Origin of the sequence: Massilia sp. Root351, from assembly GCF_001425045.1 — a bacterium.
Classification (GTDB): Bacteria; Pseudomonadota; Gammaproteobacteria; order Burkholderiales; family Burkholderiaceae_D; genus Rugamonas.
This window is the reverse complement of the sequence record NZ_LMDJ01000001.1, coordinates 326,643-349,215: the sequence shown is the minus strand read 5'-3', so window position 1 is coordinate 349,215 and position 22,573 is coordinate 326,643. Positions and strand designations below refer to the sequence as shown.

Genomic DNA, 22,573 nt, shown 5'->3' with positions numbered 1-22,573 from the left:
TTGGAAAGACCGCTATTCTACCGCAACGCCGGGCCCGATTCCCTTAGAAGATATGCAACAGTCTCAGGGTTGTGAAGAACAGCATGCCGAAAATGATGGTTTCCAGCATGTTCCTGCGCACCACGTAAAACGCGATTGAGACCGCGCCGGCCACCAGTTTCAGGTTGTCGAAGCCGATATGCACCGCGCCGTCCTGCGCCAGCAGCAAGTCCGGCGCCACGATGGCCGCCAGCGCGCAGGCCGGCGCATAGCGCAGCATTTCGTTGACCCGTTTCGGGATGGTGATGTGGTGCCCCACCAGCCAGAACGAGGCGCGCGTGGCGGCCGTGGCGATGGCCAGCGCCGCGATGGTCAGCCAGATTTCCCAGTCAGCCATGCTTGTCTTCCTTCAGGCGTCCGCGCTTTTCCGTCAATTCTTCCACCGCCATGGCGCTCAGCATGCCGATCACGACAGCGGCCAGCAGGCCCAGCTTGTATGGCAGGCCGGCGCCGGCCACCGCCACCGCGCCCGCCACGATCACGCCGACCACGGCCGGCCGGTTGGCCGTCAGCGGCACCATGATGCAGATGATGGCCAGGGTGCCCGCGAAGCCCAGCCCCCACTCGGCCGGCACGGCGCTGCCCAGGAACACGCCGGCGATGGAGCCGATCTGCCAGGCGGCCCAGTTGGGGTACATCAAGCCTTTCAGATAGGAGACCTTGCCGCGCACCGGTTCCACGCTGGGGTATTTTTGCAGGAACAGCGCGGCCGTCATGTCGCCGGAGCAATAACCGAGCACGAAGCGCTGGCGCCACGGCAAGCCGGCGAAATGCGGCGCCAGGATGACGGAAAAGATCACGAAACGCAGGTTGACGGCAAACGCGGTCAGGAAAATGACCCAGATCGGCGCGCCTGCCGCGATCAGCGGCAGCGAGGCCAGCTGGGCCGAGCCGGCAAACACCATCAAGGTCATGCCCAGCGCCTGCGGCACCGTCAGCCCGCTCTTGACCATGGCCACGCCCACCACCAGGCCCCAGGCGCCGATGCCGAACAAGGTGGGAATGCCGGTGCGCAGTCCCTCGCGCCAGGCGGCTTCGTCGTGCAGGGCTACGTCGGCGGCTGTGACTGTGGCGGTGGCGGCGGCGGTGGCCGGAACAGGGGCAGGCGTGGCTTCGTTCATGTGGTTTTCCTGCCACGCGCGCCTCGTTTCAGTGGAAGCGAACGCCATCGGCCGGTACTGTAGATCAGGCGCTATTCTACCGATGATTCTTGGAATTGCGCGAATCCGTTAAAATCGGTGTTTTCAGCCTAAGTTTCACGGAGATAGCCAAGATGACCCAAGCCACCCAAGCCGCTGCAGTTGAGCTCGACGGAAAAGACCTGCCGGCCCATTGCCCGAACCCAGCCATGCCGCTGTGGTCCTCGCACCCGCGCGTATTCCTGGAGTTCAACCATGATGGCGTGGCCAAATGCCCGTACTGCGGTACCGCCTACCGCCTGAAGCCGGGCGCGGTGGTGCCGCACCACTAAGCATCAGCATGTTTTCCATCAACGCCCGGAGGCTGCCATGCCAAAAAAGCAATTAAACGGTAGCGCAAGCGAAGTCGAAGCCGCTTTTTACGATGCGCTGAACCGGGCCGACGTGGAAGCCCTGATGGCCCTGTGGGCTGACGACGAGGAAATCGCCTGCATCCACCCGGGCGGTCCGCGCCTGGTGGGGCACCGCGCGATCCGCGAATCGTGGTCCATCATCCTGGAACATGGCGGCCTGCACATCCGGCCGGCGGTGTTGCATGAAACGCACAATCTGATGAGTTCCATCCACTCCGTGGTGGAAGGCACCACCGCCGCCACCGGCGAGCCGGCCCACCTGGTGGCCAGCAACGTCTACATCAAGACGCCGAAGGGCTGGCGCATCGTGCTGCGCCATGTGTCCGTGGCGCCCGGCCCGATCCCGGTGGACAATCCGCAGCAGGTGCTGCATTAAGGTTGCCGCAGCCGAGTTCCGTTGTGAGTACAGGGCCATGAACTACACCGCACCACTGTGGCTGCCCAGCGGCCACCTGCAAACCATCTACCCCGCCACCTGCATCAGCAAGCCGCCGGTGGCCTTCCGCCGCGAGCGCTGGCAGGCGCCGGACGGCGACTTCATCGATGTCGATTTCGTCGACGGCCAGCCCGGCCAGCCCTTCGTGGTGCTGTTCCACGGCCTGGAAGGCTCGTCCGACAGCCACTACGCGCGCGCGCTGATGGCCGACGTGTGCGCACGCGGCTGGTCCGGCGCGGTGCCGCATTTCCGGGGCTGCTCGGGCGAGGCCAACCTGGCGCCGCGCTTCTACCATTCCGGCGACGCGGCCGAGATCGAATGGGTCATCCGTCGCCTGCACGCGCGCGCCATGGATGCCGCCTGCAGCCGCTTCTACGCCACCGGCGTGTCGCTGGGCGGCAATGCGCTGCTGCGCTGGCTGGGCGAGTCGCAGCATGGCGCCGAGATCGTCGATGCGGCGTGCGCCGTGTCGGCCCCGCTGGACCTGGCGCGCGGCGGCGAATCGCTGTCGCGCGGCTTCAACCGCATCTACACGCGCATGTTCCTGAACACGCTCAAGCCCAAGTGCGTGGCCAAGCTGAAGCAGTTCCCCGGCCTGTACGACTTGAACGCGCTGATGGCCGCCGACGACCTGTACGCCTTCGACAACGTGGTGACCGCGCCGCTGCACGGCTACCGCAACACGGACGACTACTGGGACCGCGCCAGCGCCAAGCACGTGCTGCTCGACATCACGGTGCCGACCCTGGTGCTGAACGCCAGGAACGACCCCTTCCTGCCCGGCATTCACCTGCCGCGCAAGGCGGCGCCCGGCGTGCTGCTGGAGTATCCGGAACAGGGCGGGCATGTCGGCTTTGCCGTGGGCCGCCCGCCCGGTTCGCTCAACTGGCTGCCCAGGCGCATGATCCACTTCCTGGAAGGCGAAACCGCCAGCCGTGCGGCCGGCCGTGGCCAGATGTGCGAAGCTTGAACCATGGATGACATCGTAAAACAGGCGCTGGCCAAATGGCCGAACGTGCCGCACTGCTACGGCTGGCTCGGCCTGGATGCGCGCGGCAACTGGCGCATGCGCGACGAGCGCGCGCAGCACTTCAATCTGCCCGGCGACAAGCTGACCAACGCCGCGCTGGTGGGCTTCATCGTGCGCAACTACGCCAGCGACGAGCGCGGCTGCTGGTACTTCCAGAATGGCCCGCAGCGGGTGTATCTGAATTTGGAGACCACGCCGTTCGTGGCGCGCACCGATCCGGCGCAGGGCTTTGTGCTGCACACCGGCGAGGCGCTGGGCCGGCCGGAGGCGGCGTATCTGACGGAAGACGGCGAGGTGCTGCTGCAACGCGGCGCCGTGGTGGCGCAGCTGGACGACCGCGACGTGGCGCAAGCGATGGAGCTGCTGCAGATGGATGGCCACCCGGTAGGCGACGACACCTTGCTGGCATGGATCGAGGACAGCGCGGCCACCGCCGCGCTCACCTTGCGCACCGGCGGTGCAACGGTGCCGGTGCAGCGCCTGCGGCGCGACGACATCCCCGCCCGCTTCGGCTTCGTGCGCCTGCCGCAAGCGGACGCGGCGCCCTGACGCCCGGCGGCTTACGGTGCTCCGCACCGAACCCGCGCTACGCGGCCGGCTACCCGCTCGTCCCGCTCGCCCACAGGGCGGATTAGCGCGCAGCGCGTAGTCCGCCAGGCGCCGCCTACGGCTCCTTGTACTTGTCCCCCATTGCATCCTTGCGCCGCTGCTTGAGCTCGCGTTCGCGCGCATCGATCTGCGCCTGGTCGTAGAAGGACGCATCGCTGGCCTTGCGCGCCAGGTTCAGCTGGTCCAGCGCCGCCAGCGTGCCGCCCTGCAAAGTGTACGACTCCGCCAGCGCCATATGCTGCAAGGCCATCTTGCCCTGCTTCGCATACGCCCTGGCCAGCAGATCGTGCACCTCCGGCTCTTCCTTGTAGAACTGCGCCTGCTCGCGCAAGTAGCGCGCCGCCTCCTCCAGCTGGCCGGACAGTATCATCGCCTCCGCGTACTGGTGCGCAATGCCGCGCGACAACGGGAACTGCTGGTGCGCCGCCAGCGCCTCCTTCAAGGCCGCCGCCACCATCGCCTGATTCGACTCCTGCGCCAGCTTGATATCGAGCGACAGGCTGGTGAACACGGTCGGCGCCGTGTCGCGCTTGCCCATGCCGAACACGCCGGCCGGCATCGGCGCCTCGATGGTGGCGCGGGCCTTGTCCAGCCAGCGCTGCGCCGCCACGAAATCGTTCTTCTTGAACATGGCGAAGGCCATGCCGTACTGGCCGGCCGTCTTCTGCTGGCGGTTGTCCTGTTCCATCAGGCTTTCGAAATACTGGATCGACTCCGCCAGCCCCTGCGTGCTCAAATCCTGCAGCACCCGCGCGCGCGAGCGCACCAGGTAGAACGCCAGGCTGTCGAGGCGCTGCTTGTAGGGCTGCTCGCGGATGCGGGCCTGGATGTCGGCGATGCGTTCGGTGGTCAACGGATGGGTCAGCAGATAGGCCGGCACCAGGTCGCTGTAGTTGCGGCTGGCGGTCTGCATGCGCTGGAAGAAAGCCACCATGCCGCTGGTGTCGAAACCGGCCTCGCCCATGATCTGGAAACCGACCCGGTCCGCCTCGCGTTCGGCATCGCGGCCGAAGTTGAGCTGCCGCTGGATGGCCAGGCCCTGCCCGCCCATCATCACCCCCATGGCCGCGTCCGGACTGGACTTGGCCGCCAGGATGGCCAGGATCATGGCCGCCAGCGGGATCAGCGCGTCCTGCTTCTGCTGCCCCAGCTGGCGCGCGATGTGGCGCTGCGCCACGTGGCCGATTTCGTGGCCCAGCACCGACGCCAGTTCGGACTCGGACTGCGCCGCCAGCAGCAGCGCCGAATGCACGGCTATGAAGCCACCCGGCAGCGCGAACGCGTTCAGCTGGCCGTCGCGCACGGCGAAGAAGAAGTAGTTGAAGCTGGCCTCGCCGCGCGCGCCCGGATGGGCCGCCACCAGGGTGTTGCCCAGCGTGTTCAGGTATTCCAGGATGGGGGCGTCGTCGAGGTAATCCTTGTTGCTGCGGATGTCATACATGATCTCCTCGCCCAGCTTGCGCTCGATCAACGGCGACAGCTCCTGCCGCTCGGTGTCGCCGAGGCTGGGGAGATTCAGGGGCTTGGACAGCGGCATCTGGGCCATGCCCGTGGGGGCGGCCAACAGCAGGGATGCAGCCAGAGGGAGCAAGCGCAGCAAAAAACGTTTTGATTTCACAATGATATGATACCTGTCGATACCTGCAACTGACGAACTATACTCCAATGACCAGCACTCCAGCCCCAGACCAGCTCACCCACTTCGACACCACCGGCCAGGCCCACATGGTGGACGTCGGCGCAAAACAGGAAACGCACCGCACCGCCGTGGCCGCCGGCAGTATCCGCATGAAACCGGAGACGCTGGCGATCATTTTAGCGGGAAGCGCAAAGAAGGGGGACGTGCTGGGGATCGCGCGCATCGCCGCCATCATGGGCGCCAAGCGCACCAGCGACCTGGTGCCGCTGTGCCATCCGCTGGCGCTGACGCGCGTGACGGTGGACTTCACCACCGACGAGGCCGCCTCCAGCGTGCACTGCACTGCGCAGGTGGAAACCTACGGCAAGACCGGCGTGGAAATGGAGGCGCTGACTGCGGTGCAGGTGGGGCTGCTGACCGTGTACGACATGTGCAAGGCGGTCGACCGCGGCATGGTGATGTCCGATATCCGCGTGATGGAAAAGCACGGCGGCAAGAGCGGCGACTGGAGCGCGACCAGCTAAGTTTTCAGTACGCGGCTCCGTACGCGGCTCAGTACGCCCGCTTGCCGGGCACCGTCAGCGTGATCTCGGTGCCGGCGCCCGGCTTGCTGCCGATCTCCAGGCTGGCGCCGATGCCGCCGGCGCGCTCGCGCATGCCGACCAGGCCCCAGTGGCCCGGCCGGTGGCCGGCAGCGGCCACCGACTCGTCCAGCCCCCGGCCGTTGTCCCGGATGCGCAGCACGAAGGCGCTGCCGCCATACGCCAGTTCCAGTTCGATGCGCGTGGCATCGGCGTAACGCGAAGCATTGAACAGCGCCTCCCGCGCGACGGCGTAAATCTCATCCTGCACTTCCTTGCGCAACTGCCTCGGCGTGCCGGCGACCTGCATGGCGAACGCATGCGGACGGTGGTCGGCCAGCGCCTTGCCGAGCTGCTCGAGGGTCAGCTCCAGCATGTCCGGCGAGGCCGACGCGCGCAAGTCCAGGATCTGGTCGCGGCCTTCCACCAGCAGCTGCTCCGCCAGGTTGAGGGTACGGTCCAGGCGGGTGCGCTCCTGCGTGCCCTCCTCCAAGTGGCGGCTGTGCGCGTCGAAGGAGATCAGCAACGAGTGCATGCTCTGCAACAGGGTGTCGTGCAGGGCGCGCGCGATGCGGGTGCGCTCCGCCAGGCGCTCTTGCAGCCGTTCCTGCATCCGCCGCGTGAGGTAGCGTATGCGCAGCGCATAAGCCGCGTACAACAGCAGCAGCACGAGCGCACCCAGCAGCAGCTTGAACCAGCCGGTTTGCACGAAGGTGGGCGGTATTTCCAGTTCCAGCGCCGCGCCCTTGGTGTTCCATAGATGGTCTTCGTTCGATGCCGTGACCTCGAAACGGTATTTGCCGGGTGCCAGATTGGTGTAGTACGCCTGCCGCCGCCCTTCCGGCTCTTGCCACGCTTGATCCAGCCCGGCCAGCCGATAGCGCAGCCGCACGCGCTCCGGAAGCGACAGGCTCAGCGCGGTGAAGTCGATCTGCAGGTCGCGCGTGCCCTGCGGCAGCGCCAGCGCGCCGGCATCCGGGATGGCGTAGCGCACGCCACCGGACAGCACGCTGACCACTTCCACCGGGGGCGGCAACGGATTGCGCGGGATCCTGGCCGGATCGATGGTGCCGACCGAGCCGGTGGTGGCGTACCACAACGCGCCCTCGCTTGACAGCCTCAGCGAGGGCACCGGCCGCAACTGCGGCGCGCGCCCCTGCATGCCGTCCTGCGCATTGAAGCGCTCGAATGCCACCGGCTTCGCGCCGCTGTTCAGCCACGCGCCGAGGTCGGCTGAGGAAACGCGGAACAGGCCGTCTGCCCCGTTCAGCCACAGGTCGCCGCCGGGCAGGCGCACGATGCCGGACACGCCCCTGAATTGCTCGCTGCGTTCACCGCGCAGGGGGACGAAACGGCCGTCCCGGTAGGCGGCAACGCCGTTTTCGCCGCCGGCCCACATGGTGTTGCCGTCGAAGTACAGATGCAAGGCGGTCCCGATCTGCAAACCCTGTTGCGGCCCGAGCCGGCGTACCTGCCCTGGTGCGGCGACCGTGATCTGGCTGCGCAGATGCCCCATCCAGACGTTGCCTTCGCCATCGAGCGCCATGGTGGTGATCAGCGGCGCGGGAATGCCCTGCAAAGCGCCCAGCTTCGTCCATGCCCCTTGCACAAGCTTGTATACGCCTTTGCCGGACGAGAAGGAGACCCACAGGGCGCCGTCGCGGTCCTGCTGCATGGCGTGTATGCGCAGGCTTTTCACCTCGTCCGGCGAGCGTATCAGCGTCTCGCTGCCATCGGGCGCGCGGCGCTGCACGCCTTCCATTCCGCCCAGCCACAGTACGCCGTCCGGGCCGGTGTAGCTGGCAGTGATCGGCCCCGCGACCTCGCGGCGGACACGGCCCTCGGCGCGGTAGCTCCACACGTCGCCCGAATAGTCGCCCACCCATACGTCGCCGGACGGCCCGGCCACCAGCGCCGGAAACTCCAGCTGCTTCTCGACGGGCATGGTGCGCAAGCGGTTCGGGCGCAGCCGGTCTATGCCGCGCGAAGTGCCGATCCACAGATTGCCTTCGCGGTCCAGGAATGAGGCGCCCAGCATGGGGCCGCTGATACCGTTCAGTTTCGACAGGCGCTGGTCGGGCAGGCTGGGACCGTCGGGCGCCAGCCTGCGCTCCAGGCTGTCGCGGTGGATCATCCACATGGTGCCCTGCCGGTCGAAGCGCATGAACGAGCCTTCGAGCTCGGGCTTGACGGGTCCCTCCCCGGCGGCGGGGGCGACGGTGTGTATCCGGTAGTAGCCGCCTGCAAAATCGTTGCCCCACAGGGCGCCGTCGGGCGCTTCGCACAGCGCCACGAGCGCCTTGCGCGGCCATGCCTGGCTGAAGCGGGTTTCGCCCGGCCGGCGGAAGTAGGCCCCGGTGTTGGTACCGATCCAGGTGACGCCATCGCGGGTGAACAGGATCTGGAACGCGCCCAGCGACGGCAGGCCGGCTTCGGGGCCAAGGTATTGGAAGCGCTTGCCGCCCGGGGGCAGCACCGCCACGCCGTCGCGCATGGCGGCCCAGACCGCCCCGTCCGGCGCCGCTTCGATATGCATGACGCCCACTGTTCGCAGGCCGTCGCTTTCCCCATAGGTGTGCGCGCCGTCCTTCCTGAAGACCGACACGCCGCCGACGCGGTAGCCGACCCAGACTGCGCCATCCTGCGTGGTGGCCAGGCCCATGATGTTGCTGGCGGCAAGCGGATGGCCGTAGACCTTCTCGGTGCGCTCGAAGCGCACGCCGTCGAAGCGATACAGGCCGGTTGGAGTGGAGATCCACAGCCAGCCGTCCGGCGCTTGCGCAAACTTCGTCGCGCCGGCCGGCGCGCCGTCCAGCTCAGTCCAGGCTGTGTGGGTGTAGTCGATGAGCAGCGGCCGGGGCGCGGCCGCAGCGGCGGTTGGATACCCGGCGAGCAATAACAGAAACAACAGGGATGTGATGGCAGGCAGGATCATCATGTGGCACGGCATTGTTACGGTGGAGTGCTGCGATGGTATAGAAAGGAGCGTCATTATTGCAATACTGTAAAAATATTACCCCCGGTATATAATCGATTTCATAGACATAGGAACAACAAAAGGGCGCACGAATGAGCAGTGGTAGCACGCCAGCCGAGATCAAGCCTCAGGAATATGAATTTGAACAGATGAACCTCCAGGTCGGAGGGAGGATACAGTTCATCACGCACCGGACCATGAAGCCAATCCAGCACTTTTCCACGCTGATCGGCTGGGTGAAGGACGAGTACATGATCGTCAAGGTGCCGTTCGAAAGCGGCGCGCCCATCTCGGTCACCGAGGGGGACAAGCTGACCATACGGGTGTTTTCGGGCGTGAACGTATGTTCCTTCTCGGCCATCGTGCAGCGCGTGTTCGGGCGGCCGCTGTTCTACGCCCACCTGTCCTTCCCCGAGAAGATCCAGGGTACCAGCTTGCGCACGGCGATGCGGGTGAAGGTGGATATTCCGGCGCAGCTGAGCTGCGAGACCAGCGGCAGCGTGTCGGTGTTCCTGGTGAACCTGAGCGTGTCGGGGGCGCTGATCGAATCGAAGCGGCAACTGGAATCGGATGATGCGATGGTGGGACTGTCGTTCACGCTGATTGCGCAGCCGGGCAACCGGCAGGTGCTGGTCAACACGCACGCGAGCATCCGCAATATCAACGTGATCAAGCCTGCGGCGGGCGACAAGCCGGAGGTGTTCACCTATGGCGTGCAGTTCGTGAATCTCGACCCGACGCATTACACCTTGCTGCAGAACCTCACCTACGAAGCGCTGATCGCCGACCGGCAGAAGATTGTGTAGGCATAAAAGCAAAAAAACCTGGCCGAGGCCAGGTTTTTTTTCGCGCCGGCGCCGGAGCGCCGTCTGCGGTGATGGGGTGTTAGCTTATGGGGCTGGCGCTGGGGCTGGGGCTGGGGCTGCTGCCGCGGTAACGTTATTCTTCGTAATGGCGGCCAGTGCGGCAGGTTGAGTCACCGTGGTCGTGTTATCCCAAGAAATCGTCGAGCCGTTCAGCGTAGGTGCCATGGTAATGAGCAGACCATCCACACCAGTGCCGATGCCAGTACCCATGGTCAAGACAATGGTACCGTTCGTGACGGTTACGCCGGCGACTTCTTTAGTTGGGGTGAAAACAGGAACGCCGCCGGAGCCGGTATCGCAGGTGTCGAACGAGCCACCGGCTTCTTGCGAGCACAGACCAACCGCAGTCTTGATGGAGTTGACCGAACCCAGTGCATTACCGACCTTGGCTTTGATGGTGTAGTCGCTGTACGCAGGAATTGCCACTGCTGCCAGGATACCGATAATTGCCACGACGATCATCAGTTCGATCAGGGTGAAACCGGCTTGGGCTTGTTTCTTCATCATTTTCATGGATTTCATTTTGCTGCTCCTCAAGGGGTGAACTGGTTGTTTGGTGCCACACTTGAGTTAGAGCAATTGGTGTGCCAGGTCCTAAACCGGCCTTTTGCATGTAATCTGCGCCAATTTTCGTCACTTCGGCCCCGTCTGGCTGACGATTTTTGTCAGCCGGGCTGCCGAAGTTTGGCAGTTGACGATTTTTGTCAGGCTAAATCTTGTTTGAATGCCATCTGCGTGCCGCTCAGGTCAAGCACGTCGCCGTTTTGCAGGCGTTGGGGCTGCCTGCCAAGGGCGGCGCCGTTCAGGGTGGCGATGGCGTCGCCGTCGGCTTGCACCACGGAATAGCCGTCCGCCGCGCGCGAGACGACAATCACCTGCACGCCGGGCCGGCCCAGCGTGGTCAGCGGTTTGGTCAGCGCCAGTTGCTTGCCCGCGTTGGCGCCGTTCAGCACTTCAATGCGGCCAAGCGCGGCAGGGGGTAATGCTGCGGACAGCGCGGCAGGCGCCGCAGCGGCGGCGGGCGTGGACGCGTTTGCGGCCGCCGGAGCGGAGCCCGGGCGGTATGGAGGGGCGACCGGGATGGTGACGCTCTCGCCCATCGGTGCGGGAACCGGGCGCACGCCGTCGGCCAGGTATTCGATCCGGTATCTGGCGATCTTGATGGTGTCCTGGTGCTGCAGGAAGTGCTTGCCCACGCGCTGGCCGTTGACGAAGGTGCCATTGGTGCTGCGCAGGTCTTCCAGGAAGGATTCGTCGAGGATGGTGGTGATGACGGCGTGCTCGCCGCTGACGGCCGGATGGCTCAGCACGATGTCGTTGCGGCTGCGGCGGCCGATGCTCATCCGTTCCCGGCTCAGCGGGACTTCCTGTTCCACCACGCCGTCGCGCGAAATGATGATCTTCCCCAAGCAAAATCTCCAGGCAATAAAAAACGGGGAGCCTAAGCTCCCCGTTATTATTCACTAAAACAGTGAATTACAGCATTGCCTTCAGCAGACGCGCCATTTCGGACGGGTTCTTGGTGACGGTGATGCCGCAGGCTTCCATGATTTCCAGCTTGGCTTGCGCGGTGTCGGCGCCGCCGGAGATCAGCGCGCCGGCGTGGCCCATGCGCTTGCCCGGAGGAGCGGTGACACCGGCGATGAAGCCCACTACCGGCTTCTTCATGTTGTCCTTGATCCAATATGCAGCATTGGCTTCGTCCGGACCGCCGATTTCGCCGATCATGATGACCGCGTCGGTATCCGGATCGTCGTTGAAGGCCTTCATGATGTCGATGTGCTTCAGACCGTTGATCGGGTCGCCGCCGATGCCAACTGCCGACGACTGGCCCAGACCCAGGGCGGTCAGCTGTGCCACTGCTTCATAGGTCAGGGTGCCCGAACGGGAAACCACGCCGATGCGGCCCTTGCGGTGGATGTGGCCTGGCATGATGCCGATCTTGATTTCGTCAGGGGTGATCAGGCCTGGGCAGTTAGGGCCCAGCAGCAGGGTCTTCGAGCCGGCTTTGGCCATGCGGTCCTTCAGGGCCATCATGTCGCGGACAGGAATGCCTTCGGTGATGCAAATGGCCAGGTCCATTTCGGCTTCCACGGCTTCCCAGATGGCGGCAGCTGCGCCTGCTGGTGGAACGTAGATCACGGAAACGTTGGCGCCGGTTTCTTTTTTCGCTTCGGTTACGTTAGCGAAAATTGGAATGCCTTCGAAGTCTTCGCCGGCTTTCTTCGGGTTCACGCCTGCGACGAAGGCATTTTTGCCGTTCGCGTATTCGCGGCACATACGGGTGTGGAACTGGCCGGTCTTGCCGGTGATGCCTTGGGTGACGACTTTGGTGTCTTTATTGATCAGAATGGACATGTTGATTCCTTAATTAAGCTTGACCGGCTGCAGCGGCGACAACGCTCTTGGCTGCATCTTCCATGGTGTCGGCTGCGATGATAGGCAGACCGGATTCGGCCAGCATCTTCTTGCCCAAGTCTTCGTTGGTGCCCTTCATGCGCACCACCAGAGGCACTTTCAGCGAAACGGCTTTCGATGCGGTGATCACGCCTTCGGCGATCACGTCGCAACGCATGATGCCGCCGAAGATGTTCACCAGGATCGCTTTCAGCTCTGGGTTCTTCAGCATGATCTTGAACGCTTCGGTGACTTTCTCTGCAGTGGCGCCGCCGCCTACGTCCAGGAAGTTGGCTGGCTCGCCGCCGAACAGCTTGATGGTGTCCATGGTGGCCATGGCCAGGCCGGCGCCGTTCACCAGGCAGCCGATGTTGCCGTCCAGGGAGATGTAGGCCAGGTCGAATTTCGATGCTTCGACTTCGGCTGGATCTTCTTCGTCCAGGTCGCGGTAGGCGACGATTTCCGGCTGGCGGAACAGGGCGTTGGCGTCGAAGTTGAACTTGGCGTCCAGGGCGATGACTTTGCCCGAACCGGTCAGGATCAGCGGGTTGATTTCGGCCAGCGATGCGTCGGTTTCCCAGTAGGCTTTGTACAGGCCTTGCAGGTTGGTGACGGCGTCGGCGATCGAACCTTCCGGTACGCCGATCTTGGCGGCGATGCCGGCCGCTTCAGCGTCGGTCAGGCCAACTGCAGGATCGATGGCGATGGTGTGGATCAGTTCTGGGTGGGACTCGGCAACTTCTTCGATGTCCATGCCGCCTTCGGAGGAAGCCATCAGCACGACGCGCTGGGTAACACGGTCGGTTACCAGGGATACGTACAGTTCTTTCTTGATGTCCGCGCCTTCTTCGATCAGCAGGCGGCGTACTTTCTGGCCTTCAGGGCTGGTCTGGTGGGTCACCAGCTGCATGCCCATGATCTGGTCAGCGTATTCTTTCACTTGTTCCAGGGACTTGGCTACTTTCACGCCGCCGCCTTTGCCGCGGCCGCCAGCATGGATCTGCGCTTTGACTACCCAAACCGAACCGCCCAGCGTCTCGGCAGCTTTGACTGCGTCGTCTGCGGACAGGCACGGGATACCGCGCGGAACCGTCACTCCGAATTTTCGGAGGATTTCTTTGCCCTGATACTCATGGATTTTCATGCTGGCTTCCCTTCTGATTGAAACTGATGTTTAAAGTTTATGTTTAAAAAACTAGGATAGTGCGTGCGCTAGGCCAACTCGGGTTTGGCTACCCAACGCGGGTAAAACTGGGCAACTGCCCCGCCGTCGGTGCGGAGGGCGTGGCATTTGTCGAGCTGGAAAGGCTTTTCATGCGGAACGTTGTCGCTAGCCGCATCATGCGTCGGCCAGACATCGTTAGCGAAGGCCTGGACTGCCGCCGTTGGCAGGATCTGGGCCAGTTCCGTCAGATGGGTGCAGCCGGCGATGCCATGCAGGCGCTGCTTGAGTTCATGCCGGAATCCTTTCATCAGGTTCAGTCCCACCAGGGCCGCGTAAGCAGGGCCGATGGTGTTGCAAAAACCGGGATAGGGAACCGCGTCAGAGACGGCTTCGGCGGCAACGATGTTCAGTTGGCGGTCTACCGTAATGCGTAAGGAAAGGTCGTGCAGGGGCATGCCGCCGTCGCGCACGCCGGAGGCGAGCTTGGTGGCGTTTACTTTGATGTCGGTGATATGGGCGTCGAGATCCCATAGCCCATCCTCGCGCGCGAACGCCTGGATGTCTATTGCGCGCGTGTGCCGCAGCGCACGTCGGGAGACTGGAGTTGACAGGGACATAAGACCGATGCCGCTCGCGCGGCCAAATTTAGTAAGCAGCCTTGCACTATTCTCTTAACAAGAATGCACGTTGCCGCAGCTTCTACGGACAACCACCGCACCCGCGGTGCTGCAAAAACCCCAAAAGTGTAGCACACCCAAGCGCGACTTGCGACGTGGCATATAACAAGTAGTTGCAAATCCTTAGCCGCCGCAGGGACTTTTACGCTTGCGCACGGGCGTCAGTATTCATCGAGGTCGACGCCTTTCATAGCGGCCTGGATGGCCTTGGAGGAGAAGCCGCGCTGCAGCAGGAAACGCATTTGCTTGTTGCGTTCCTGGGCGTCCTGCGGCAGTTCGCCGAACTTGCGGCGCCACACTTCGCAGCAGCGCGCGGTTTCGTCTTCGGCCAGGCCGGCCTTCAGTTCGTTCAGCGCGTCGCCCTTGATGCCGTTCTGCTGCAGCTCGGCCACGATGCGGGCGTTGCCGTAGCGCGCCGAGCGGCGGTGGATCAGCGATTCGGCGTAGCGTTCCTCGGACAGCCAGTTGTTCTTTTCGAGGAAGTCGAGCAGCGCTTCGATATCGTCGCCCTCTTCCGCGTGGCGCGCCAGCTTGCGCGCCAGCTCAGTGCGGCTGTGCTCGCGCGCGGACAGCAGGCGCAGCGCGCGGGCTTTGAGGCTGACGGGAGGCATGGGCATATGTGAAAAGGGCGGACTGACCGGTCCGCCCCTGGTTTTATTCTACGGCTTTGAGCTTGGGCGCAGGGTCGGCGCCCATGGCCGGCAGCGCGCGCACGCCGAGCGAGGCGCGCACCTTGTTTTCAATCTCGTGCGCCAGTTCGGGACGCTCCACCAGGAAGGTGCGGGCGTTGTCCTTGCCCTGGCCGATGCGTTCACCGTTGTAGCTGTACCAGGAACCGGACTTCTCGACGATCTTCGCTTCCACGCCCAGGTCGATGATTTCGCCTTCGCGCGAGGTGCCCGCGCCGTACAGGATGTCGAAGTGGGCTTCCTTGAACGGCGGCGCGATCTTGTTCTTGACGACCTTGACCTTGGTTTCGTTGCCGATCACCTCGTCGCCCGACTTGATGGAGCCGGTGCGGCGGATGTCCAGGCGCACGGAGGCGTAGAACTTCAGCGCATTGCCGCCGGTGGTGGTTTCGGGCGAACCGAACATCACGCCGATCTTCATGCGGATCTGGTTGATGAAGATGACCAGAGTGTTGGTGCGGTTGATGGAGCCGGTCAGCTTGCGCAGCGCCTGCGACATCAGGCGGGCTTGCAGGCCGGGCAGCGAGTCGCCCATGTCGCCTTCGATCTCGGCGCGCGGCGTCAGCGCGGCGACGGAGTCGACCACCACCATGTCCACGGAACCGGAGCGCACCAGCGCGTCGCAGATTTCCAGCGCCTGTTCGCCCGTGTCCGGCTGCGAGATCAGCAGCTCGTGCAGGTTCACGCCCAGCTTCTGCGCGTAGCCCACGTCCAGCGCGTGCTCGGCGTCGATAAAGGCGCAGGTGCCGCCCAGCTTTTGCATTTCAGCGATGGTTTGCAGGGTCAGCGTGGTTTTACCCGACGATTCCGGGCCGTAGATTTCCACTACGCGGCCGCGCGGCAAGCCGCCTACGCCCAGCGCGATGTCCAGGCCCAGCGAGCCGGTGGAGACCACCTGCACTTCTTCGATCGGCGCGCTGGCGTCCATGCGCATGACGGAGCCCTTGCCGAACTGCTTTTCGATCTGAGCCAGTGCGGCGGCCAGGGCCTTGGCTTTTTCGGCTGCGGGTACTGCGCCTTTTTTATCGTCCATGATTAATCTTTCGGCAAGAGGTTGGTCTGTACAGGTGGTACTGTATAAAAAACCAGTGCTTTTTGCAAGCACTGTTTTCAACGGAGTTTGCAGCAGATCAAAAGCTAGCCACCTTGAGAGAAATGAAACACAATGGAAGCTTCTGAAGCCGGGTGACATTATGCGTATTTTACTTGCCGAGGACGACAGCGTACTGGCCGACGGGCTGACCCGTTCGCTGCGCCAGTCCGGTTATGCGATCGACTGCGTGAAGAACGGGCAGGAGGCCGACACCGCCCTGTCCACCCGGGAGTTCGACCTGCTGATCCTGGACCTGGGCCTGCCCAAGCTGTCCGGGCTGGAGGTGCTGCGCCGCCTGCGCGCGCGCTCCTCGCTGCTGCCGGTGCTGATCCTGACGGCCGCCGACTCCATCGAGCAGCGCGTCAACGGCCTGGACCTGGGGGCGGACGACTACATGGCCAAGCCTTTCGCGCTGTCCGAGCTGGAGGCGCGGGTGCGCGCGCTGACCCGGCGCGGCCAGGGCGGCGGCTCCACCATCATCAAGCACGGCCCGCTGAGCTACGACCAGGTGGGCCGCTCGGCCTACATCAACGACCAGATGCTGGACTTGTCGGCGCGCGAACTGGGCCTGCTGGAGATATTGCTGGCACGCACCGGTCGGCTGGTGTCCAAGGAACAGCTGGTGGACCACCTGTGCGAATGGGGCGAGGAAGTGAGCAACAACGCCATCGAAGTCTACGTGCACCGGCTGCGCAAGAAGATCGAGGTGGGCGGCGTGCGCATCGCCACCGTGCGCGGGCTGGGCTATTGCCTGGAAAAATACAGCGAAACGCCGCGCGGCGAGGCCAAGTAAGCCGTGGACCAGCGCGACGCCGGCACGCTCAAAGAGCAGGACGAGGAAGACCTGCCCTGGCAGGAGCCCGCCGGCGCCGGCAAGGAAGACGATATCCAGCACTCGCTGTTCGGCGAGATCCTGGACTGGATGCTGGCCCCGCTGCTGCTGCTGTGGCCGATGAGCATCGCGATCACCTACCTGGTGGCCAAGTCCATCGCCAACCAGCCCTTCGACCACGCGCTGGAAGACAGCGTGACCGTGCTGGCGCAGCAAATCCACGAAGTAAACGGCAAGCTGGCGCCGCGCCTGCCCGGTTCGGCGCGCGACATCCTGCGCGCGGACGATGTCGACAGCGTGTACTTCCAGATCGTCGGCCCCAACGGCGCCTACGTGGACGGCGACCGCGAACTGGCGCCGCCGTCGGAGGAGGACCGGGTCAAGCCCGGCCTGGTGCAGTTCCGCAACGGCAACATGCACGGCACGCCGATCCGCATCGCCTATTCCTGGGTCGGGCTGGAGGACCAGGGCGCGGAGGAATCGCGGCTGGCACTGGTGCAGGTGGCCGAGACGCTGGAAAAGCGCGCCAAGCTGGCCAATGAAATCATCAAGGGCGTGATCCTGCCGCAGTTCATCGTGCTGCCCATCGTGCTGGCCCTGGTGTGGTTCGCGCTGGCGCGCGGCCTGTCGCCGCTGGCGCAGTTGCAGGAGCGCATCCGCGCGCGCAGTTCGGACGACCTCAGCCCCATCGATTCGCGCCAGGTGCCGGAGGAGATCACGCCGCTGGTGCGCTCGCTCAACGAGATGCTGAGCCGGCTGTCGCTGTCGATCGAGATGCAGAAACGCTTCATCGCCGACGCCGCCCACCAGATGAAGACGCCGCTGGCCGGCATGCGCATGCAGTCCGAGCTGGCGCTGCGCCAGACCGACCAGGACGAGATCCACCGCTCGCTGGAGCAGCTGGCGAAAAGTTCGGAATCGGCCACCCGGCTGGTAAACCAGCTGCTGGCCCTGGCGCGCGCGGAAAACCAGCCGCAGGCCGGCGCCGCGCTGCTGCCGGTGGACCTGGCCGAGCTGGCGCGCAGCGCCGTGCGCGACTGGGTGCCGGCCTCCTTCAACTACCGCATCGACCTCGGCTTCGAGGCGCCGGCCGACGGCGACGTGCCGATCGAGGGCAATCCCACCATGCTGCGCGAGGCGCTGTCCAACCTGATCGACAACGCGCTGCGCTACACCCCGGCCGGCGGCGCCGTCACGGTGCGGGTGCGGCGCTCCGAGCGCGAGGGCGTGGTGGAAGTGGAAGACACCGGGCCCGGCATTCCGCCCGCCGAGCGCCCCCATGTTTTCGAACGCTTCTACCGCATCCTCGGCAGCAGCGCCGAGGGCAGCGGACTGGGGCTGGCCATCGTGCGCGAGATCGCGCACCAGCACGGCGCCGACATCGACATTTTCAGCAACCCGCGCAGCAACAACGCCAAGCTGCCCGGCAGCCTGTTCCGCCTGAGCTTCCCGCTGCGCGCGGCCGACGGCGAACCCGATCCAGAAGAGCCTTACTATGGTTAAGCCCGCAGACCACGCCGCGCCGCCCGCCCCGGCCGGCGCCGATCCCGGCGCGCTGCGCGCGCGGCGCGCCCTGCACTGGCGCAAGACGCGCCGCGTCACCACCGCCCTGCTGCTGCTGTGGCTGGCCACCAGCTTTGGCGTGGTGTTTTTCGCGCGCGAGCTGACCGGGCTGATGCTGTTCGGCTGGCCGCTGTCGTTCTACCTGGCGGCGCAGGGCGCTTCGCTGGTCTACCTGGCCATCATCGGTCTCTACGCCTGGCGCATGCGCCGGCTGGACCGCCAGTTCCACGCCGCCGCGCCGCCGGCCGCGCCGCCGGCCGGAGAGCACGCATGAGCGCCAAGCCCGGTTACTTCAGGCGCCTGTCGCGCTACTACCTGACCTTCTCGGCCGGCTTCGCCTGCTTCCTGGTGGCGCTGGCGGTGCTGGAGAACGAGGGCATGCCGCGCGTGTGGATAGGCTATCTGTTCATGCTGGCCACCATCACGCTGTACGCGGCCATCGGCCTGGTCAGCCGCACCTCCAACGTGGCCGAATACTACGTGGCCGGTCGGCGCGTGCCGGCCATGTTCAACGGCATGGCCACCGCCGCCGACTGGATCTCGGCGGCCAGCTTCATTTCCCTGGCCGGCACCCTGTACCTGCACGGCTTCGACGGCCTGGCCTACGTGATGGGCTGGACCGGCGGCTACTGCCTGGTGGCGCTGCTGATCGCGCCCTACCTGCGCAAGTTCAGCCAGTACACCATCCCCGACTTCCTGGCCGCGCGCTACGGCGGCCCGCACCACGGGCGCTATGTGCGCATCATGGCGGTGGCGGCCACCATCGTCGTCTCCTTCATCTACGTGGTGGCGCAGATCTACGCGGTGGGCCTGATCGCCTCGCGCTTCACCGGGGTGGACTTCTCGGTCGGCATTTTCCTCGGCCTGGCCTCCATCCTGGTGTGCTCCTTCCTGGGCGGCATGCGCGCCATCACCTGGACCCAGGTGGCGCAATACATCATCATCCTGGTGGCCTTTCTGCTGCCGGCCATGTGGCTGTCGGCCAAGCACAGCGGCAACCCGATCCCGCAAGTGGCTTACGGCAAGCTGCTGCCCACGCTGGGCGCGCGCGAGGCCAGCCTGGCGCACGATCCCAGGGAACAGGAGGTGCGCGCCATCTTCCTGCAGCGCGCCAACGACTATGGCCAGAAGCTCGACGGCCTGCCGGCCAGCTGGGACGCCGGCCGGGTGGAAGCGCAGCGCCGGCTGGACGCGGTCAAGCAGCGCAACGCCACGCTGCTGGACATCCGCGCGGCGGAAAAGGCCCTGATCAACTATCCGAAAACCGTCGAGGAAGCGGCCGCCGCCTGGGACGCCGCGCGCGCCTACAACCTGCGCCGCGCGGCGCCGCCCACGCCGCACGCCGAGCCCTTCCCGGCGCAGGACCGGGCCCAGTCGGACACCAAGCGCAACAACTTCCTGGCGCTGGTGTTCTGCCTGATGGTGGGCACGGCCGCCCTGCCGCACATCCTGATGCGCTCCTACACCACGCCGTCGGTGCACGAAACCCGGGTGTCGGTGTTCTGGACCCTGTTCTTCATCCTGCTGATCTACCTGACCATCCCGGCGCTGGCGGTGCTGGTGAAGTTCGACGTCTACACCGCCATGGTCGGCAGCGACTTTGCCAAGCTGCCCACCTGGGTGTCCTACTGGGCCAACGTGGACAAGCTGCATCCGCTGATCAGCATCGCCGACGTGAACCGCGACGGCATCGTGCAGCTGGCCGAGATCGCCATCGACGGCGACGTGCTGGTGCTGGCCACGCCCGAAATCGCCGGCCTGCCCTACGTGATATCGGGCCTGGTGGCGGCCGGCGGCCTGGCCGCCGCGCTGTCCACGGCGGACGGACTGCTGCTGGCCATTTCCAACGCGCTGTCGCACGACATCTATTACCGCATCGTCGATCCCAGCGCCTCGACCCAGAAGCGGGTCACCATCTCCAAGCTGCTGCTGCTGGCGGTGGCCTTCATCGCCGCCTACGCCGCCTCCACCAAGCCGGCCGACATCCTGTCGCTGGTGAGCGCGGCGTTCTCGCTGGCCGGCTCGACCATGTTCCCGGCGCTGGTGCTGGGCGTGTTCTGGCCGCGCGCCAACCGCCAGGGCGCGGTGGCCGGCATGGTGGCGGGCTTCGGCGTGTGCCTGTACTACATGCTGCACGCCAATCCCATCCTGGGCGGCAGCGCGGCCGGCCAGTGGTTCCACATCGCGCCGGTGTCGGCCGGCATCTTCGGCGTGCCGGCCGGCATGCTGGCGATGGCCGTGGTCAGCCTGCTGACGGCGCCGCCCGGGCGCGACACCCAGGCGCTGCTGGCCCATATCCGTTCACCGGAGCAAAACTAGGCAAACGCGGCGGGAAATGTTATTGTGTGGAAATTATCTAATTTGCAACCGCACTAGCCCGACCGTATGCCTACCTTCCAGCCCATGTGCGCCGCTGCGGCCTGCATCTTCGCCGCCGCGCCCGGCTTGGCAAGCTCGGCAGTCACGGCAGCTCCGGCCGCCCTGGCGGCAGACCGCCCCCTCCCCGCCGCCAGCTTCTTCCAGCCGCCGGCCGTCAGCGCGGCGGCCCTGTCCCCCGGGGGGCACTTCCTGGCGATCCGGGAAGCCGGACCGAAGCGCCAGCAAGTCAGCGTGATCGATTTGCGCGACAACAGCCGCACGGTGGCGGCGCGCTTCGCCGACGCCGACGTGGGCGAGTTCCGCTGGGTCAACGACGAGCGCCTCCTGTTTACTGCGGGCAACCGCTATGCCGAACGCTACTCGGAACGCTACGCGCCAGGCCTGTTCGCGGTCAACCGCGACGGCAGCGGCTACCGGCAACTGGCGGCCCGCACCAGCCGGGCGGTCCGGTCCGAAACCGCCACCCGCCTGTTGCCATGGCATACCTTCATGCTCGACGACGCCGGCGCGCAGGACTCGGACTGGGTCTATGTCGCCGACGTGCGCCACGCCGGCGCAGGCTATGGCTACAGTGCCCGGCTGCTCAAGCTCGACACCGTCACCGGCGACCGGCAGGAGATCGACTCGCCGCCCGGCGTGGCGCGCTACCTGCTCGACGCGCAGGGCGAGCCGCGCCTGGGCGTGGCGGGCACCCAGGGCGACACCGGTATCTATTACCGTCAACCGGCCACCGGCAAATGGGAAGTGGTGGCCAGCTTCAAGACATTTACCGGCAGTGAAGACAGCTTCGACCCGCTGGTCTTCCTGCCCAACGGCAAGCTGCTGGCCCGCGCCAACCGGGACAACGACAAAAGCGGCGTGTATGTGTTCGATCCGGACGCGCGGCAACTGCTTGACAAGCGCTGGCTCGCGTTGCCGGGCCGCGATTTCGAAGGCGAGTTCATCGTTGGCAAGAACGGGGTGCGCGGCCTGCGCTACGCGGGCGACGACCAGGGCATGTGGTGGGACGACGCGGCCTTGAGCGCGATGCAGAAGGCCATCGACAGCCTGCTGCCCGACACCCGCAACCTGGTGGAACTGCCGGCCCGCGCCGCCACCGCCTGGGTGCTGGTGCAATCGTTTTCGGACCGCCAGCCGGCCGTCTACTCGGTGTTCAACACCGGCACCGGGGCACTGGTGCGCGTGGCCGAGAGCCGTCCCGCCATGGCGCCGCAGCAGATGGGCACGCAGCGCATGGTGCGCTACAAGGCGCGCGACGGCCTGGACATTCCCGCCCTGCTGACCTTGCCTGCCGGGCAGGCCGCGCAGCTGCCGCTGGTGGTGCTGGTGCATGGCGGGCCGGCAGTGCGCGGCACGCTGTGGGGCTGGAACGCCGAGACCCAGTTCCTGGCCTCGCGCGGCTATGCCGTGCTGGAGCCTGAATATCGCGGCAGCACGGGCAACGGCTACGCCCACTACCGCGCCGGATGGCAGCAATGGGGACTGAAGATGCAGGACGACATCGCCGATGGCGCCAGCTGGGCTGTCGGGCAAGGCATCGCGGACGGCAAGCGCATCTGCATCGCCGGCGGCAGCTATGGCGGCTATGCCGCGCTGATGGGCCTGGTAAACGATCCGCAGCTGTTCAAGTGCGGCATAGCCTGGGCCGCCGTCACCGACATCCAGCTGCTGTACGACGGCCACTGGCGCTTCAATGCCAACTTGTCCAAGGACTTCCAGCAATACGGCATGCCCACGCTGCTCGGCGACCCGGTCACGCACGCCGAGCAGTTCAAGGCCACCTCGCCGCTGCAGCAGGCCGCGCGCATCACCCAGCCGCTGCTGCTGGCCTACGGCGACGACGACCGGCGCGTGCTGCCGGTGCACGGCGAACGGCTGCGCAAGGCGCTGCGCGCGGCCGGCAACCAGCAAGTGGAATGGATCGAGTACGAAGACGAGGAGCACGGCTGGAGCAAGCCGGCCACCCGGGTCGACTTCTGGACCCGGGTCGAACAATTTCTGGGCCGCCACATCGGCCCCCGCCAGGCAGCACCAGCCAAGGAGTAAGCC

The 22,573-nt window shown here is 65.4% G+C and carries 22 protein-coding genes; 11 read left to right on the top strand and 11 right to left on the bottom strand.

All coding sequences use genetic code 11. The features are described from left to right. Positions 1 to 43: 43 nt before the first annotated feature. The gene (locus ASD15_RS01570; protein WP_057152973.1) at positions 44 to 376 is read right to left on the bottom strand and encodes an AzlD domain-containing protein; all 333 of its coding nucleotides are present in this window, start codon (positions 374 to 376) and stop codon (positions 44 to 46) included. Next, positions 369 to 1,160 carry an AzlC family ABC transporter permease gene (locus ASD15_RS01565; protein ID WP_082551479.1) on the bottom strand — a complete coding sequence of 264 codons (792 nt, stop codon included), beginning with the start codon at positions 1,158 to 1,160 and terminating at the stop codon, positions 369 to 371. The genes ASD15_RS01570 and ASD15_RS01565 overlap by 8 nt, the downstream gene beginning before the upstream one ends. A gap of 152 nt (positions 1,161 to 1,312) precedes the next feature. Here ASD15_RS01565 and ASD15_RS01560 point away from each other — a divergent pair, with 152 nt between their 5' ends. Genes ASD15_RS01560 through ASD15_RS01545 form a run of 4 tightly spaced genes read left to right on the top strand, consistent with a single transcriptional unit; the run spans position 1,313 to position 3,606 of the window. After that, positions 1,313 to 1,510, top strand: coding sequence for a zinc-finger domain-containing protein (locus ASD15_RS01560; protein WP_057152971.1), 198 nt, complete (start codon positions 1,313 to 1,315; stop codon positions 1,508 to 1,510). Positions 1,511 to 1,547: 37 nt separating this feature from the next. Next, the gene (locus ASD15_RS01555; RefSeq protein WP_057152970.1) at positions 1,548 to 1,967 is read left to right on the top strand and encodes a nuclear transport factor 2 family protein; all 420 of its coding nucleotides are present in this window, start codon (positions 1,548 to 1,550) and stop codon (positions 1,965 to 1,967) included. A gap of 37 nt (positions 1,968 to 2,004) precedes the next feature. Next, entirely contained in the window at positions 2,005 to 2,997 is a 993-nt protein-coding gene (locus tag ASD15_RS01550; protein WP_057152968.1) for a YheT family hydrolase, read from the top strand. Between the two features lie 3 nt (positions 2,998 to 3,000). Next, positions 3,001 to 3,606, top strand: coding sequence for a DUF2946 family protein (locus tag ASD15_RS01545; protein ID WP_057152966.1), 606 nt, complete (start codon positions 3,001 to 3,003; stop codon positions 3,604 to 3,606). A gap of 115 nt (positions 3,607 to 3,721) precedes the next feature. Here ASD15_RS01545 and ASD15_RS01540 read toward each other — a convergent pair whose 3' ends face one another. Beyond that, a complete protein-coding gene (locus ASD15_RS01540) occupies positions 3,722 to 5,212 on the bottom strand; it encodes a M48 family metalloprotease (RefSeq protein ID WP_057152964.1) in 1,491 nt (496 codons plus the stop codon). 119 nt (positions 5,213 to 5,331) lie between these two features. Between ASD15_RS01540 and moaC the strand changes: the two genes are divergently transcribed. Continuing rightward, positions 5,332 to 5,829 (top strand): cyclic pyranopterin monophosphate synthase MoaC, encoded by a 498-nt coding sequence (gene moaC, locus ASD15_RS01535; RefSeq protein ID WP_057152962.1) that lies wholly within the window; start codon positions 5,332 to 5,334, stop codon positions 5,827 to 5,829. Between the two features lie 28 nt (positions 5,830 to 5,857). Here the strand turns inward: moaC and ASD15_RS01530 are convergent, their stop codons facing one another. Further along, entirely contained in the window at positions 5,858 to 8,824 is a 2,967-nt protein-coding gene (locus ASD15_RS01530; RefSeq protein ID WP_229418018.1) for a sensor histidine kinase, read from the bottom strand. Between the two features lie 131 nt (positions 8,825 to 8,955). Between ASD15_RS01530 and ASD15_RS01525 the strand changes: the two genes are divergently transcribed. Beyond that, the gene (locus tag ASD15_RS01525; protein ID WP_057152959.1) at positions 8,956 to 9,669 is read left to right on the top strand and encodes a flagellar brake protein; all 714 of its coding nucleotides are present in this window, start codon (positions 8,956 to 8,958) and stop codon (positions 9,667 to 9,669) included. Positions 9,670 to 9,753: 84 nt separating this feature from the next. On the opposite strand, the gene ASD15_RS01520 is transcribed toward ASD15_RS01525, so the two are convergent. The 7 genes from ASD15_RS01520 to recA all read right to left on the bottom strand — a co-directional run bounded on the left by ASD15_RS01520 (position 9,754) and on the right by recA (position 15,690). Next, positions 9,754 to 10,251 carry a pilin gene (locus ASD15_RS01520; RefSeq protein WP_082551478.1) on the bottom strand — a complete coding sequence of 166 codons (498 nt, stop codon included), beginning with the start codon at positions 10,249 to 10,251 and terminating at the stop codon, positions 9,754 to 9,756. 182 nt (positions 10,252 to 10,433) lie between these two features. Continuing rightward, a complete protein-coding gene (locus ASD15_RS33040; protein WP_057152955.1) occupies positions 10,434 to 11,138 on the bottom strand; it encodes an FHA domain-containing protein in 705 nt (234 codons plus the stop codon). A gap of 67 nt (positions 11,139 to 11,205) precedes the next feature. Beyond that, on the bottom strand, positions 11,206 to 12,087 hold the full coding sequence (gene sucD / locus ASD15_RS01510) for a succinate--CoA ligase subunit alpha (RefSeq protein WP_056401948.1): 882 nt from the start codon (positions 12,085 to 12,087) through the stop codon (positions 11,206 to 11,208). Between the two features lie 13 nt (positions 12,088 to 12,100). Beyond that, positions 12,101 to 13,270 (bottom strand): ADP-forming succinate--CoA ligase subunit beta, encoded by a 1,170-nt coding sequence (gene sucC, locus ASD15_RS01505; protein WP_057152953.1) that lies wholly within the window; start codon positions 13,268 to 13,270, stop codon positions 12,101 to 12,103. A gap of 68 nt (positions 13,271 to 13,338) precedes the next feature. After that, positions 13,339 to 13,908 carry a DUF2889 domain-containing protein gene (locus ASD15_RS01500; protein ID WP_057152951.1) on the bottom strand — a complete coding sequence of 190 codons (570 nt, stop codon included), beginning with the start codon at positions 13,906 to 13,908 and terminating at the stop codon, positions 13,339 to 13,341. 221 nt (positions 13,909 to 14,129) lie between these two features. Then, the gene (recX, locus tag ASD15_RS01495) at positions 14,130 to 14,585 is read right to left on the bottom strand and encodes a recombination regulator RecX (RefSeq protein ID WP_057152949.1); all 456 of its coding nucleotides are present in this window, start codon (positions 14,583 to 14,585) and stop codon (positions 14,130 to 14,132) included. A gap of 37 nt (positions 14,586 to 14,622) precedes the next feature. Then, positions 14,623 to 15,690 carry a recombinase RecA gene (gene recA, locus ASD15_RS01490; RefSeq protein ID WP_057152947.1) on the bottom strand — a complete coding sequence of 356 codons (1,068 nt, stop codon included), beginning with the start codon at positions 15,688 to 15,690 and terminating at the stop codon, positions 14,623 to 14,625. A 160-nt stretch (positions 15,691 to 15,850) separates the two neighbouring features. On the opposite strand from recA, the gene ASD15_RS01485 reads away from it, so the two are divergent. From ASD15_RS01485 to ASD15_RS01465, 5 genes are all read left to right on the top strand, one after another. After that, positions 15,851 to 16,543 (top strand): response regulator transcription factor, encoded by a 693-nt coding sequence (locus ASD15_RS01485; RefSeq protein ID WP_057152945.1) that lies wholly within the window; start codon positions 15,851 to 15,853, stop codon positions 16,541 to 16,543. 3 nt (positions 16,544 to 16,546) lie between these two features. After that, on the top strand, positions 16,547 to 18,085 hold the full coding sequence (locus ASD15_RS01480; RefSeq protein WP_373888151.1) for a sensor histidine kinase: 1,539 nt from the start codon (positions 16,547 to 16,549) through the stop codon (positions 18,083 to 18,085). Further along, positions 18,078 to 18,419 (top strand): DUF4212 domain-containing protein, encoded by a 342-nt coding sequence (locus ASD15_RS01475; protein WP_057152943.1) that lies wholly within the window; start codon positions 18,078 to 18,080, stop codon positions 18,417 to 18,419. Before ASD15_RS01480 ends, ASD15_RS01475 begins: the two co-directional genes overlap by 8 nt. Then, a complete protein-coding gene (locus tag ASD15_RS01470) occupies positions 18,416 to 20,464 on the top strand; it encodes a sodium:solute symporter family protein (protein WP_057152942.1) in 2,049 nt (682 codons plus the stop codon). Before ASD15_RS01475 ends, ASD15_RS01470 begins: the two co-directional genes overlap by 4 nt. 66 nt (positions 20,465 to 20,530) lie before the next feature. After that, positions 20,531 to 22,570, top strand: coding sequence for a S9 family peptidase (locus ASD15_RS01465; protein ID WP_229418017.1), 2,040 nt, complete (start codon positions 20,531 to 20,533; stop codon positions 22,568 to 22,570). Positions 22,571 to 22,573: the final 3 nt, after the last annotated feature.